This window comes from Streptomyces sp. CBMA291, from assembly GCF_014596525.1.
Lineage (GTDB): Bacteria > Actinomycetota > Actinomycetes > Streptomycetales > Streptomycetaceae > Streptomyces.
Window position 1 is genome coordinate 1 of the sequence record NZ_MSJP01000068.1, and the last position, 12,885, is coordinate 12,885.

11 protein-coding genes and 2 pseudogenes are annotated in these 12,885 nt (G+C 73.9%); 7 read left to right on the forward strand and 6 right to left on the reverse strand.

The genetic code is table 11. The annotated features are described in order from the left end of the window. From BU197_RS30550 to BU197_RS17475, 4 genes and pseudogenes are all read right to left on the reverse strand, one after another. Positions 1-227 (reverse strand): annotated as a pseudogene (locus BU197_RS30550) (hypothetical protein); the annotation flags it as partial. A gap of 489 nt (positions 228-716) precedes the next feature. After that, positions 717-1,304 carry a hypothetical protein gene (locus BU197_RS17465; RefSeq protein ID WP_188269210.1) on the reverse strand — a complete coding sequence of 196 codons (588 nt, stop codon included), beginning with the start codon at positions 1,302-1,304 and terminating at the stop codon, positions 717-719. Between the two features lie 227 nt (positions 1,305-1,531). Then, the gene (locus BU197_RS17470; RefSeq protein WP_188269220.1) at positions 1,532-1,774 is read right to left on the reverse strand and encodes a hypothetical protein; all 243 of its coding nucleotides are present in this window, start codon (positions 1,772-1,774) and stop codon (positions 1,532-1,534) included. A 432-nt stretch (positions 1,775-2,206) separates the two neighbouring features. Beyond that, positions 2,207-2,602 (reverse strand): annotated as a pseudogene (locus tag BU197_RS17475) (TetR/AcrR family transcriptional regulator); the annotation flags it as partial. A 375-nt stretch (positions 2,603-2,977) separates the two neighbouring features. Here BU197_RS17475 and hmgA point away from each other — a divergent pair. From hmgA to BU197_RS17495, 4 genes are all read left to right on the forward strand, one after another. Further along, positions 2,978-4,300: a homogentisate 1,2-dioxygenase gene (gene hmgA / locus BU197_RS17480; RefSeq protein ID WP_188269211.1), complete on the forward strand. Its 1,323-nt coding sequence runs from the start codon at positions 2,978-2,980 to the stop codon at positions 4,298-4,300. Between the two features lie 39 nt (positions 4,301-4,339). After that, a complete protein-coding gene (locus tag BU197_RS17485; protein WP_188269212.1) occupies positions 4,340-5,089 on the forward strand; it encodes a GntR family transcriptional regulator in 750 nt (249 codons plus the stop codon). A 43-nt stretch (positions 5,090-5,132) separates the two neighbouring features. After that, positions 5,133-6,347: a type ISP restriction/modification enzyme gene (locus BU197_RS17490; RefSeq protein WP_188269213.1), complete on the forward strand. Its 1,215-nt coding sequence runs from the start codon at positions 5,133-5,135 to the stop codon at positions 6,345-6,347. A gap of 206 nt (positions 6,348-6,553) precedes the next feature. Continuing rightward, entirely contained in the window at positions 6,554-7,750 is a 1,197-nt protein-coding gene (locus tag BU197_RS17495; protein WP_188269214.1) for a CaiB/BaiF CoA transferase family protein, read from the forward strand. Positions 7,751-7,905: 155 nt separating this feature from the next. Here BU197_RS17495 and BU197_RS17500 read toward each other — a convergent pair whose 3' ends face one another. Next, on the reverse strand, positions 7,906-8,175 hold the full coding sequence (locus BU197_RS17500; RefSeq protein WP_188269215.1) for a hypothetical protein: 270 nt from the start codon (positions 8,173-8,175) through the stop codon (positions 7,906-7,908). Between the two features lie 365 nt (positions 8,176-8,540). Here BU197_RS17500 and BU197_RS17505 point away from each other — a divergent pair, with 365 nt between their 5' ends. Next, positions 8,541-9,467: a protein kinase domain-containing protein gene (locus tag BU197_RS17505; protein ID WP_188269216.1), complete on the forward strand. Its 927-nt coding sequence runs from the start codon at positions 8,541-8,543 to the stop codon at positions 9,465-9,467. Between the two features lie 207 nt (positions 9,468-9,674). Here BU197_RS17505 and BU197_RS17510 read toward each other — a convergent pair whose 3' ends face one another. Beyond that, positions 9,675-10,481 (reverse strand): SGNH/GDSL hydrolase family protein, encoded by an 807-nt coding sequence (locus tag BU197_RS17510; RefSeq protein ID WP_188269217.1) that lies wholly within the window; start codon positions 10,479-10,481, stop codon positions 9,675-9,677. Positions 10,482-11,119: 638 nt separating this feature from the next. Here BU197_RS17510 and BU197_RS17515 point away from each other — a divergent pair. Together BU197_RS17515 and BU197_RS17520 are read left to right on the forward strand one after the other, a co-directional pair. Further along, positions 11,120-11,950, forward strand: coding sequence for a glycosyltransferase family 2 protein (locus tag BU197_RS17515; protein ID WP_188269218.1), 831 nt, complete (start codon positions 11,120-11,122; stop codon positions 11,948-11,950). Then, on the forward strand, positions 11,947-12,885 hold a 939-nt coding region (locus BU197_RS17520; protein WP_188269219.1), incomplete at its 3' end, for a glycosyltransferase family 2 protein. The genes BU197_RS17515 and BU197_RS17520, both read left to right, overlap by 4 nt.

A 12,885-nucleotide genomic window follows, 5' to 3' on the forward strand; every position in this document is an offset into this window, starting at 1 on the left:
CCGGCGCCCGCCGCCCGGTCGAGCCCGGCGGGCGCCCCGGCCGCCGCCGCTCCCACCTGCGCGGAAGCGGTGGCGAGGGACGGCGACTGTCCGGCCGGCGCCTCGCCCCCGGTCCACCAGAGGCCACCGCTCGCCCGGCGGGCGCCCCGGCCGCCGCCGCTCCCACCTGCGCGGAAGCGGTGGCGAGGGACGGCGACTGTCCGGCCGGCGCCTCGCCCCCGGTCCACCAGAGGCCACCGCTCACCAGGGCCGCGGCGAGGGCCACGGTCCTCAGGAGCCGGAAGAGACGCCGCCTTCGACGCAGGAGACGGGGGGAAGGGGGCCGAGCCCTTCGACGCGCACCGGGCTCGCCCCGTCCGCCACGGGCAGCGCCTGCCCCGGGGTGGGCGGTACCCACTCCGGCACGGGTACCGCCCGACCCGGACGGGACGCCGCCCACTCCGGCGCGGGCACCGCCCACTCCGGCGCGAGCGCTCGCCAACCCGGGACGGACACCGGCGACCCCGGCATCGGCGCCCCCGGCCCCGGACCGGGTGCTTCCCGCCCCGGCACGGGTACCGCCCCACCCGGACGGGGGGCCGCCCACTCCGGCACGGACACCCGCCACCCCACACCCGGCACTCGCCACCCGGGGCCTGGCGCTCGCCACCCCAGACCTGGCACTCGCCACCCCGGACCCGGCACTCGCCGCCCCGGACCTGGCCACAGGACCCGGCCTACGCGGCGCCATCGTCGCGGCGGCGCGAGCGGCGGATCAGGACGAGACCGGTGAGTCCGGCGAGACCGGCGGCGACGGCGGTCCCGATGCCGAAGGCGGAGGAGTCGTCGGCGGCGATCTCGGCGCTGCCGCCACCGCCCGCGCCGACCGGGCCGTGCGGGGGCTTGTGCGGAAGGCCGACGCCGCCGCAGTCGACCGTGAAGACCTTCTGCCTGGCGTTCCCGGTCTCTCCCAGGAAGCTCCATTCGAGCTTGTACTGGCCGTTGGGCAGGGTCAGCGGGGCGGTGTGGCCCGCGCCGATCTCCAGCGAGATGTTGCCGCTGAGCTGGGCGGCGACCTTGGCCTGCGGCAGGATCTCCCAGCTGACCTGCTGGAGCACGTCAAAGCCGACGGCCACGAGGTAGAACGAGCAGACTCTGGTCTCGTCCTTGGGGTCGCCATAGGGGGTGCCGACCTTGTGGATCTTCACGTCCCCGTTGTCGCCGGGGGCAGCGTAAGCGGTCGGCGCGCCCGCCAGCGAGAGACCGCCGAACGCGAGTGCGGCGGCGGTGGTCGAGGCGAGGGCACGGATGGTACGGGATGTCATGCGGGTCCTCCGAAGAGCAAGAGTCGGACAGATGAGCCGATAATCGGACTATCTGTCACGGATTTATTACGGAGGGTGGCGACATGCCCGCGCCGCTCGCCGAAGTCGCCCGTCCGGCGCAGACAGGGCCTGCGGGCACGGCTCCCTTACCGGGGAGCGCGTCCGGCGCCGGGGGCGCCCTCGGGACAGGAGCTGCGGCCTTGCCCCGAAGGCCCCCTGAGGCCGGGTCAGGACGGCGGGCGGGGCGCGGAGAGGGAGGGTGCGAGGTACGCGTAGAGCAGCAGGCGGGTCTCGTCGACGAGGGCGGGGTCGCCGACGGGGTCGACACGGAAGGCCAGCCGGACGAGGGCGTCGGCGGTCTCGACCCCGACCAGGATCTTGCGGCGCAACTCCTCGTCGTCGGGCCGGTCCAGATGGGCCGCGAGCAGAACGCAGATCCGCTCGGCGACCATGCGGTTGGGGTCGTCCATGCCGCCTCTGGACGTGGGGGCGGGGTCGGGCGCGGACGCCGGGCCGGACACGGACTCGGGGTCGGGGTCGGATACGGACGCGGACGCCGGGCCGGACACGGACACGGGGTCGGGGTCGGATACGGACGCGGACGCCGGGCGGGGCACGGGCGCGGACACGGGTACGGATGCCGCCCCAGGCACAGACCCGGCCTCAGGCTCGGGCTCGGGCACGGACGCCACCCCGATCCCGGCCTCGATCCCGGCCCCAGCCCCGGCCCCGGCCCCGGCTCCGACTCCGGCACCCCCAGTCCGTTCCGCGCGACCGTCCGGCGCGGCGACCCCGGCCCAGCTGGCGCCCTCCTCCGGCGCGGCGACCCCGGACCGCCCGGCCCCCTCCCCCGATCCGGCGACTCCCGCCGACCCGGCGCCTCCGCCGCTCTCGCCCGGCGCAGGCGCGGGCACCCCGAAGTCGACGAGGGCGAAGCCCGGAACCGTCCGCTTCATCGCGATGAACTCGTCCAGGACTCCGTCGATGGCCCCGTACGCGTCGAGGAGCGGGGTCGCGGCGAGCCGGTCGGAGACCCGCCGGGCGTACTCGTCCAGGTTGCGGTGGGCGAGGGCGGCGACCATCGCCCGCTTGTTGCCGAAGAAGCGGTAGACGGAGCCGATGGGGACCCCGGCGCGCCCGGCGACGGCACGGGTGCTCAGCTGCTCGTACCCCGTCTCGTCGAGGAGTACGGCGCAGGCGTCGAGGATCCGGGCGAGCCGCTCGGCACTGCGCTGCTGCACGGGGGCACGGCGGAGGGCGGGCGGGGTCTGGGGGCGCGTCCGATGCACGGGGACCATGATGCCGCTCCGGCCGAAGGCAGCGGGAGGGCCATCAGCCCCGAACATGCTCCCGTACGGGGCCTCCCCGGACCCCGACCCGAGCCCGAACGTGCTCCCCCCGTACGAGCCTCCCCGAGCCCCGCCCCGACCCTGACCCCGAACGCACACACCCGCACGGGCCTCCGGACCCCACCCCGGCCCCGAACACACTCCTACGCGGGCCCTCCCCACCCTCCGGCACCGGAGGACGAGGCGCCGCCCACCTCCGGACCCCGATCGCACCCCTCCCCGACTTCCGGGCTCCTTTCCCCGCACGCCCCGTTGACGGACGGCGCGCGGAATCCTACGGTCTCCCATAGGATTCCTTTCGAGGGCTCAGGACAGGAGCGGGCGATGACCACGGAGCAGGCCAGGAAGACGGCCGAGACGCTCGGATACCTCACGGGTTTCGGCAACGAGCACAGCTCGGAGGCGGTCCCCGGGGCGCTGCCGGACGGCCGGAACTCGCCACAGCGCGCGCCGCTGGGGCTCTACGCCGAGCAGCTGAGCGGCAGCGCGTTCACCGAACCCCGGGCGCACAACCGCCGCTCGTGGCTCTACCGCATCCGCCCCTCGGCAGCGCACCCGCCGTACACCCGGATCGACAGCGGCACCCTGCGCGGGACGCCGTTCACCGAGACCGTGCCCGACCCCAACCGGCTGCGCTGGAACCCGCTGCCCGAGCCCGCCCCCGGGACGGACTGGCTGGCCGGTCTGTGGACCCTCGGCGGAAACGGCGACGCGGCCCAGCGGACCGGCATGGCCGTGCACCTCTACCACGCCAACGCCTCCATGAAGCGGGTCTTCGGCGACTCCGACGGCGAGCTGCTGATCGTGCCCGAGCGGGGCGGACTGCTGCTCCGGACCGAGCTGGGCCTGCTCGCGGTCCGCCCCGGCGAGATCGCGCTGATCCCGCGCGGGGTCCGGTTCCGGGTCGAGCTGCTCGACGAGACCGCGCGCGGCTACGTCTGCGAGAACCACGGGGCGCCGTTCCAACTGCCCGACCTCGGCCCGATCGGCGCCAACGGTCTGGCCAACGCCCGTGACTTCCGGGCGCCGGTCGCCGCGTACGAGGATGTCGAGGGCCCGGTCGAGGTCGTCAACAAGTACTGCGGCAACCTCTGGTCGGCGACGTACTCCCACTCCCCGCTCGACGTGGTCGCCTGGCACGGCAACCACACCCCGTACGTGTACGACCTGAGCCGTTTCAACGTCATCGGGACGATCTCGTACGACCACCCGGACCCGTCGATCTTCACCGTCCTGACCGCGCCCACCGACACCCCGGGGCTCGCGGGCGTGGACTTCGTGGTCTTCGCGCCGCGCTGGCTGGTCGGCGAGGACACGTTCCGGCCGCCGTACTTCCACCGCAATGTGATGAGCGAGTACATGGGCCTGATCGAGGGCGCCTACGACGCCAAGGCAGCCGGCAAGGGGGGTTTCGTGCCGGGCGGCGGCTCCCTGCACAACATGATGTCGGCGCACGGCCCCGACCGGGAGACCTTCGACAAGGCCAGCGCCGCCGAGCTGCGCCCGCAGAAGATCGACGACGGTCTTGCCTTCATGTTCGAGACCCGCTGGCCGATCGTCCCGACCCCGCAGGCGGCGGAAGCCGACCATCTGCAAAAGGGGTACGACGACGTGTGGCAGGGTCTGGAGCGCCACTTCCGGCCGTAGTGTCCGGCCGGAAGACCGTAGCCACCGTACGGAGACCCCGTGACCGCCTTCGCCCCCGACTCCCTGGTCCTGAACCGCAAGCTGCCGCTCTGGTATCAGGTCTCGCAGTCGCTGCGTGCCTCGATACTGGGCCGCGCGCCCGACGCCTCGCTGCGCCTGCCCACCGAGGAGCAGTTGGCCGCCCACTACGGCGTGAGCGTCCTGACCATGCGCCAGGCGCTCAAGGAGCTGGAGCAGGAGGGCCTGATCAGCAGGCACCGGCGGCGCGGGACGTTCATCGAGCCGGGCGCCCGGCGGTCCACCCCGCGCCGGCTGCTCGGCTCGATCGACGCGATCGTGGCCCAGCAGTCGGGCGAGCGGACGACGGTCCTCGGGCACGGCGCGGAGCCGGTGCCCGGGGAGATCGCGGAGCACTTCCCCGGGGTGCCGGAGGTCATGGCGTACCGGCGGCTGCGCCGGGACGGCGAGAGCGACGAGCCGACCAACTGGGCGGAGAACGCGGTGCTTCCCGAGGTGGCCGCCTCGATCGACCCGGCCGATCTGGAGCGCTGGCCGATGACGAAGATCCTCCGGGATGTCGTCGGGGTGCGGATCAGCCGCATCACGGACACGGTCGAGGCGCGCCTGGCCGACCCGGAGACGGCGGCTCTGCTCCAGGTGCCGCTGCTCTCCCCGATCCTGCACTACACGGGCGTGACCTACGACGAGGGCGGCCGGGTCGTCGACGTGGCCCGCATCCGCTACCGGGGCGACCGCTTCTCCTTCACGGTGACGGTCGAGGCGCAGTAGCGGGCGCGGGCGTGGTGGAAGCGTACGGAGCGCCCTCGTTAGCATGCGGGGCGTGACGGAATCCCCCGGAGCGCGCGCCGAAGGCCCGCCCCTCCTCGACGACCTCATGCCGTGGTCCGTCGCGCCGTTGCGCTTCGGCCGCTCGTGGATCGCGGCGCCGGACGCGCGGACCCTGCGCGCCCGCTGGGACCGGCTGGCCTCCGCGGAGGGGGCCGAGCGGGAGGCCCTGTTCCGGCCCAGCCGGGCGCGGACCCCGTCGAGCGCGGTGGCCGCGCTGCCGGGCCGGCGCACCGGGACGGCCCGGCTGTCTCGGGATCCCGGCCCCTGTCCGGAGCCCGTGAGGGTCGTACGGGAGCCGTTCGACGAGCAGTGGCTGCTGCCCGACCACCGGCTGATCGACACCGCGCGGCCGGAGCTGTGGCGGGTCGCGGGGCCGCCGCAGCTCTTCGCCGTGGAGCAGGGGTACGTGCCCGGCGCCTCGGGCCCCGCCCTCCTGGTGACGGGCGCGCTGCCGGAGGGCCGCTCCGCCGCCGGGCGGCCGGGCCGCATCCGGCCCCTGTTCCGGCGCCCCGACGGCAGGGAGCCCAATGTGGCGCCGGGTCTCCTCGCCTTCCTCGGGGCGCGGTACGGGCGCGAGGTCGACGCCCGGGAGTGGCTCGCGTGGACGGTGGCGGCGGCCCTGCCCTCCCCCGCCGGATGCCGGGTCCCGCTGCCCGGGGACCCGGAGGTCTGGGCGGCGGGCGTGGCCCTCGGCCGGGACCTCGTGGACGTCCAGACGCGGGGCGCCCTGAGCGGGACGAGACCTCGGCTGCCGGGCGGGCGGCGGCCGTATGTGCGGGCGGCGGTCCCGGCGTGGCCGCGGACGCTGGCGTACGAGCCCGAGGACGAGGTGCTGCGGCTCGGCGAGGGGCGTCTGTCGCCGGTCCCCGTGGCGGCGTGGGAGTTCAGGGCGGGTGGGGTGCGGGTCCTGGAGCGCTGGTTCGCACGCCGCACGGCCCGTCCCGAACCGGGCACGCTGGACGCGATCGGGCCGGAGTCCTGGCCGCAGGAGTGGACCTCGGAGCTGCTCGACCTGGTCACGACGCTCGCGCTGCTCGGCGCCCGGGAGGCGGAGCGCGCCCCCTTCACGGCGGAGCGCGGCGGCCTGGAGGACCTGCGGACGGCGGGCGTCCTGCCCCCACCGCCCGGCACCCGCCGCCCCGCGTCCGTGCTGGACCATCAGGAGGAGGGCCCGGAGGGACAGTTCATGCTGCTGTGATCACGGGAGCCGGACGGCACCGCCACTCGTACGGCGCCGTCACTCGTGCGGCAGCCCCGCACGGCCGCCGCCCCGGACGGCCGCTCCGCCCGGCCCGTACGACACGGCCCTCCCCGCCGCCACCCGTACGAAAGGCCCCGCCCGGCCGTCGATGTGACGTGGGCCCCGGTGACACCGGCGGGCCCGGCACGGTAGGCAAGGCTGCCATGAGCATGCAGCCACTCCCTCTCGAAGGGATCACGGTCGTCGCCGTCGAGCAGGCCGTCGCCGCCCCTTTCGCCACCCGGCAGCTCGCCGACCTCGGCGCCCGCGTCGTGAAGATCGAGCGTCCCGACGGCGGTGACTTCGCGCGGGGGTACGACACCGCCGCCCGGGGCCTCGCCTCCCACTTCGTCTGGTGCAACCGGGGGAAGGAGTCGGTGGCGATCGACCTCAAGGACCCCAGGGGCCGGGTGCTCGCGCACCGGCTCGTGGCCGGAGCCGATGTCTTCGTGCAGAACCTCGCCGTGGGCGCGGCGGCCCGGCTCGGGCTCGATGCCGCCGCCCTGTGCGCCGCGCACCCGAGGCTGATCGCGGTGGACGTCTCCGGCTACGGGGCCGAGGGCCCGTACGCGGGGAAGCGGGCGTACGACATGCTCGTCCAGTGCGAAGCGGGGCTGGTGTCGGTGACCGGGACTCCGGAGCGGCCGGTCAAGGCGGGGATTCCGGCGGCCGACATCGCGGCCGGCATGTACGCCTTCTCGGGGGTTCTCGCCGCCCTGGTCCGGCGTGGGACGACCGGTCGGGGCGGCCCGGTGCTGGTCTCCCTGCTGGACTCGCTCGCCGAGTGGATGGGGCATCCGTTGCACCACGGGATGCACGGGGGCACACCCCCGGCGCGCACCGGGCTCGCGCACACGGTGATCGCCCCGTACGACGCTTATCCGACGGCCGACGGCGGTCTGGTGCTGCTCTCCGTGCAGAACGACCGGGAGTGGCGGCGGCTCGCCGAACAGGTCCTCGGGCGGCCGGAGCTGGCGGAGGACCCGGCTTTCGCGACGAACGCGGCCCGGGTGGCGGGGCGGACCGCGACGGACACGGCGGTCGCGGCGGCGCTGGCCCCGCTGACGGCCCCCGAGGCGCTGGCGCGGCTGGAGGCGGCGGGCATCGCCTGCGCCCGGCTCAACTCGGTCGCTGACCTCGCGGACCATCCGCAGCTGACGGCCCGTGACCGCTGGCGGGAGGTGGAGTCCCCGGTGGGTCCGCTGCGCGCGCTGCTGCCGCCGATCGTCTTCCCGGACGCGCAGGAGCCCCGGATGGACCGGATTCCGGCGCTCGGGCAGGACACGGACACGGTCCTCGCGGGTCTCGGGGTGCCGGAGGCGGAGGTGGCGCGGCTCAGGCGGGCGGGAGTGGTCGCCTGAGCCGCTCTCGGGGCGGGGACGCGGGCACGACGAAGCGCCGGACGGGCGGGGACACGTCCGGCGCTGTCGCTGTCGGCGGATTCGTACGGGGACGGGGCGGCCGGGCGGGAGCGGGCGGGAACCTCGGGGTCACGCGCGCCCGGTGCGCCCGACCGTCAGCGGCGCGTTCCGAAGAGGGAGCGGCGAAGGCGGCGGAGCGGGGCGAAGAGCGAGACCCGGGCGCTGCGGCTGCGGTGTCCATGCACCGGTGCCTCGGGCGTACGTGTCGTCAGCTCCCGCATCAGCAGGGTCGCCTCGGCCGCCTCGCGCTGGGGCACGGCGGGTCCGCCGAGCACCGCGAGATGGCGGTCGAGCCGCGAACTGGTCGCGCTGCTCCCGCAGTTGATGGCAGGCACTCGCGGCCTGCGCATTGCTATCTGTTCCATGTCACTCCCCACCCGTACAAGGGCACCCGACCCAGGGCAGGTTAACCCTATCGCTCCCGCCGTGACACCCGTGTATTCCAGCGGCATGGTTCACCGCGCGTCGGCGGAGGGCCGACGGCACCGGAGGACACCGTCTGCATCCCGTTGATTTCGGGATACTCCAGACAGAGTTGAGCAGGACTGGCCAGGGCCGAACGGGAAAGGACAGGGATCGAGCACTTTCCGAACCTTCGGCATCCATCCTGCCCTTGGTGTGCGCCCTTGCGGAGACCCGGGTGGGTGTGATCTCCGCCACCAGGGCGGCTCGGGGGATTCCCGGCGCCCGGCCGGGTTTCGGGCGGTCCCGCGCGGGCTACGGTGACCCCATGACGGTGATCGCGGGTCGTTACCGGCTTCTGGACGTCCTCGCCGAGGGGGCGACCGGCACCGTGTGGCGCGCCGTCGACACGGCGGACGGCCACGAGGTGGCGCTGAAGGAGTTCCGCGCACCGGCCGGGCTCTCCGCCGCCGGGCTGTCCTCTCTGTACGCGCGCCGGGAGCGCGCGGCACGTGCCGCCGCCCGGATCTCGCACCCCTCGGTCGTACGGACCCTCGACGTGGTCGTCGAGGACGGCCGGCCATGGCCGGTGACGGAGCTGGTGCGCGGGCTCACTCTCGCCGAGACGCTGGAGGCGGCGGGCTCGCCGCCGCCGCGCGAGGCGGCGCGGATCGGCACGGAGGTCCTCGGGGCGCTGCGGGCGGCGCGCGCTGTGGGGGTCCCGCACCGGGGCGTGGAGCCGGGACACGTCCTTCTCGCCAATGACGGGCGGATCGTCGTGACGGGCTTCGGTACGGCTCCGGAGGACGGCCCCGGACCGGAGGAGGAGCTGCGGTCGGTGGCGGAACTCCTCGCGGAGGCCATGGGCGGGACGGGCGCCTGGGGCGGGGCGCTGGGAGACCTGGTCGAGGAGGTGCGGAATCCGGCCCCCGGGCGTCCACTCCCGACGGCGGACGGGATCGAGGAGGAACTGCGCCGTCTGGCGGCGGGCGGGACGCCGCAGCCGCCCGCCGGCCAAGGGGCCCCGGGCGCCGGGCCGGAGGGAAGGTCCCGGAGCGGCGGGGCGGCCCTTGAGGACGACGAGGAGGCGGCGCGGAGAGGTGGGGGCCCGTCGGGCGACCCCGGCCCGCCCCCGGGTGGTGCGCCCGGGACCCCCGGACCTCGCGGCCCGCGCCGGGCACTCGTCCTCCTGGCCGGTCTCGTCGGCGTGCTGCTGATCGCGGGGGTGCTGGTGTATCAGGCGGTACGGGGATGAGGCCGGGGCCGGGGCCGGGCCTCTCGTAGCGCCCGCCCCCTGGGGGGGCATCGCCGCGCCCCTCCCCGAGGGGGAAGGATCGCCGCGCCCGCCCCTGAGGCGAGTGGGCCGCGAACGCCCGGCTCGTGTGGCCTCGCACGGCCGGTGGAGCGCCGGGCCCCGGAGGGGTGTCCCTCCGGGTCCGGCGCTCCTCGGTCGACGGGAGGGTCAGGCCGCGTTCCTGAAGGCCGGCAGGTAGCCGCCCGACTGGCCGGCGGTGGTCGGGTGGTAGGACTCCCCGATGTTGAGCCAGTTGACGCTGTGCAGCCAGGCGGAGCCGGAGCAGATCTCGTGGCCGGTGAAGGCGGGGACGACGCTGGCGAAGGCGAAGCCGTGGTTGGCCGCGCGCTTGGCGACGGCGGTGTTGAGGTAGTCGGAGGCGCCGTTGATGGCGCTGCGCTCGGCCTCGCTCAGACCGGCGATGCAGCTGCCGCCGAGCTGGTAGAAGCGCGGGTAGCCGAGGACGACGACGCGGGCGGAGGGCGCCTTGGCGCGGATGGCGTTGTAGACCGCGTCGAGCTTGCCGGGGAGCGTGGAGTCCACGTAACTCTTGGCCTGATTCACTCGGCTGACGCAGGTGGCCTCGGACTGAAGCACACAGGTGGTCATGACGTCCGCGAATCCGGCGTCATTTCCCCCGATCGTGATGGAGACCAGGTCGGTGGCGGCCGAGAGGGGTCCGAGCTGATTCGCGGTGACATCACCCGTTCGGGCGCCCGAGCAGGCGGTGAAAGCGAACGAGGCGGGGGCGTTCGCGTTCTTCCACAGCACCGGGTACGCGTTCGTGGAGCGCTTGCAGTCGCCGCTGGCGCTGTCGTAGCTCCCGGCGCCGACGCCGGAGGAGTACGAGTCCCCAAGCGCCACGTAGTCGATCGCGGCGGTCCCTGCGGCCTGCGCGGCGCTCGCCCCGGTGAGGGCGAGGACGGTGCCTAGGAGGAACGCGGCGGAGAGGGCGGTGAATCGAGGCAGTCTCATGAAATCTCCCTGTAGCAGGATCTCTGCGCTACCAGATAGTAGCACCAGATCGGCCGCTCCGGAAGTGTTCATGTCAAAGATGGGGACGGAGATGTTCCGGTCATCGCCAGGAAACGGCATTTTTCGGCCAGTTCAGGAAGCGGAGATTCCGGTACCGCCCTGCACTCCCGTACGAACAGGGCACATTCACCCCGGGCACCCCGGAAGCCCGCTCCCCTCCCTCCACTCCCGGCAGAAAACGGACCGGCCGAATCCGGACGGACCGGTTGCCCAACCGCGCGTAGAGGCTTCGCCAAATAACGGAAAAGCGGGTCACCGGTAGGGCACTTGTCATACAGTCCCCCTCGTCAATACCGTCGTTCATCTCACCCGCACCGGATCCATCGCGCGAAGGCGGCTCAGGGGAGGGCTCCGGCGTCGCCGGCGGTCCCCGGGGCGGGGCGCGGTAGGGGGGTGCCGTGACCGATGTCCGAAGGTGCGCCGGATCATGGATGCCGCGCGGCCGAAGATGCCAACTCGCCGATCCCTCAAGAGGGTTGCTCCCGTCGAGGGGCCGGCGAACACCCCCCTTTCGAACCGGACACGCCATCGGACCGCCCAAGGGCTGGGCGGTCCACCGGACGAGAGGGAAAAGACCCATGAGCTCGTTCCCGCACCCCACCGTCACGGGTCGAGAATTGACCGAGCCGATTCGAATATCCACCCGGTACCGGGCGATCACCTCGCATTTGGCGATCACCCCACCGGTCAGCGTCGTCATTCCCGCGATGAACGAGGCGGAAAATCTTCCGTACGTCTTCCGGACGCTTCCGGACTGGATTCACGAAGTCGTTCTCGTCGACGGGAATTCGACCGACGACACCGTGGACGTCGCTCGGGCGCACTGGCCGGACGTGAAGGTCGTCAAGCAGGTCGGCAAGGGCAAGGGCGACGCGCTGATCAGCGGATTCGCCGCGTGCACCGGGGACATCATCGTCATGGTCGACGCGGACGGCTCGGCCGACGGACAGGAGATCGTCTCCTATGTCTCCGCCCTCGTCGGCGGCGCCGACTTCGCCAAGGGCTCCCGCTTCGCCAACGGCGGCGGCACCGACGACATGACGCCCATCCGCAGACTCGGCAACTGGGCCCTGTGCACCCTGGTCAACCGCAAGTTCGGCGCCCGCTACACCGACCTCTGCTACGGCTACAACGCCTTCTGGCGCCACTGCCTCGACAAGATCACCCTCGACTGCACCGGCTTCGAGATCGAGACCCTCATCAACATCCGGGTCGTCAAAGCCGGTCTCAAGGTGCAGGAGGTGCCGAGCCACGAATACCTGCGCATCCACGGGGTCAGCAACCTCAACGCCGTACGGGACGGGATCCGCGTCCTCAAGGTCATCCTCAAGGAGAAGTCCGTCGGCAAGGCGGACCGCCGCCGCCCCGCCCCCTTCTCCGTGAACGTCCCCCGGGGGGAAGCGTCTTGAACGACCGCACGGCCCCGCCCGGATTCTCCGTGGTGATCTGCGCCTACACGGAGGAGCGCTGGGAGGACACCCTCGCCGCCGTCGACTCCGTACGGAGGCAGTCGCTCCCGCCCCTTGAGACGCTCCTCGTGGTCGACCACAACGAGCGGCTGCGCGCCCGGCTGGCCGAGGAGTACGCGCGGCGGCTCGACGGAGAGGTCCGGGTGCTCGCCAACGCGGGGCCCCGGGGGCTCTCCGCGGGCCGCAACACCGGGATCGCCGCCGCCCGGGGCGCGTTCGTCGCCTTCCTCGACGACGACGCCGTCGCCGAGCGGGACTGGCTGCGCCACTTCGCCGCCGCCTACGACGACCCCCGGGTCATGGCCGTCGGCGGCCGGACCCTGCCCGCCTGGGCCTCCGGACGGCGCCCCGGCTGGTTCCCCGAGGAGTTCGACTGGGTCGTCGGCTGCACCTACCGGGGGCTGCCGCAGGGCCGGGTCCCGGTCCGCAACGTCCTCGGCGGCAACGCCTCCTTCCGCCGTACCGCCTTCGACGCGGCGGGCGGCTTCGCCACCGGCATCGGCAGGGACGGCACCCGGCGGCCCCTCGGCGGCGAGGAGACCGAGCTGTGCATCCGGCTCTCCAAGGCGCTGCCCGACGCGGTTCTCCTCCTCGACGACCGGGCCGTCATCCACCACAAGGTGCCCGCCACCCGCGAACGCTTCGGCTACTTCCGCACCCGGGTCTACGCCGAGGGCCTCTCCAAGGCGCTGGTCGCCCGGAGCGTCGGCGCGGGGAAGGGCCTGGAGTCCGAACGGCGCTACACGACCCGGGTCCTGCCCTCCGGCGTCCTGCGCGGGCTGCGCGACGCCCTGCTCGGCCGCCCCGGCGGCGCCGGACGCGCCGGGGCGATCGTCACCGGCGTCGCCCTCGCGGCGGGCGGCTACGCCCTGGGC

Coding starts and splice junctions, on each gene's coding strand:
- BU197_RS17465 (WP_188269210.1), bottom strand. CDS start 1,304: ATGACATCCCGTACCATCCGTGCCCTCGCCTCGACCACCGCCGCCGCA.
- BU197_RS17470 (WP_188269220.1), bottom strand. CDS start 1,774: ATGGACGACCCCAACCGCATGGTCGCCGAGCGGATCTGCGTTCTGCTC.
- hmgA (WP_188269211.1), top strand. CDS start 2,978: ATGACCACGGAGCAGGCCAGGAAGACGGCCGAGACGCTCGGATACCTC.
- BU197_RS17490 (WP_188269213.1), top strand. CDS start 5,133: ATGCGGGGCGTGACGGAATCCCCCGGAGCGCGCGCCGAAGGCCCGCCC.
- BU197_RS17495 (WP_188269214.1), top strand. CDS start 6,554: ATGAGCATGCAGCCACTCCCTCTCGAAGGGATCACGGTCGTCGCCGTC.
- BU197_RS17500 (WP_188269215.1), bottom strand. CDS start 8,175: ATGGAACAGATAGCAATGCGCAGGCCGCGAGTGCCTGCCATCAACTGC.
- BU197_RS17505 (WP_188269216.1), top strand. CDS start 8,541: ATGACGGTGATCGCGGGTCGTTACCGGCTTCTGGACGTCCTCGCCGAG.
- BU197_RS17510 (WP_188269217.1), bottom strand. CDS start 10,481: ATGAGACTGCCTCGATTCACCGCCCTCTCCGCCGCGTTCCTCCTAGGC.
- BU197_RS17515 (WP_188269218.1), top strand. CDS start 11,120: ATGAGCTCGTTCCCGCACCCCACCGTCACGGGTCGAGAATTGACCGAG.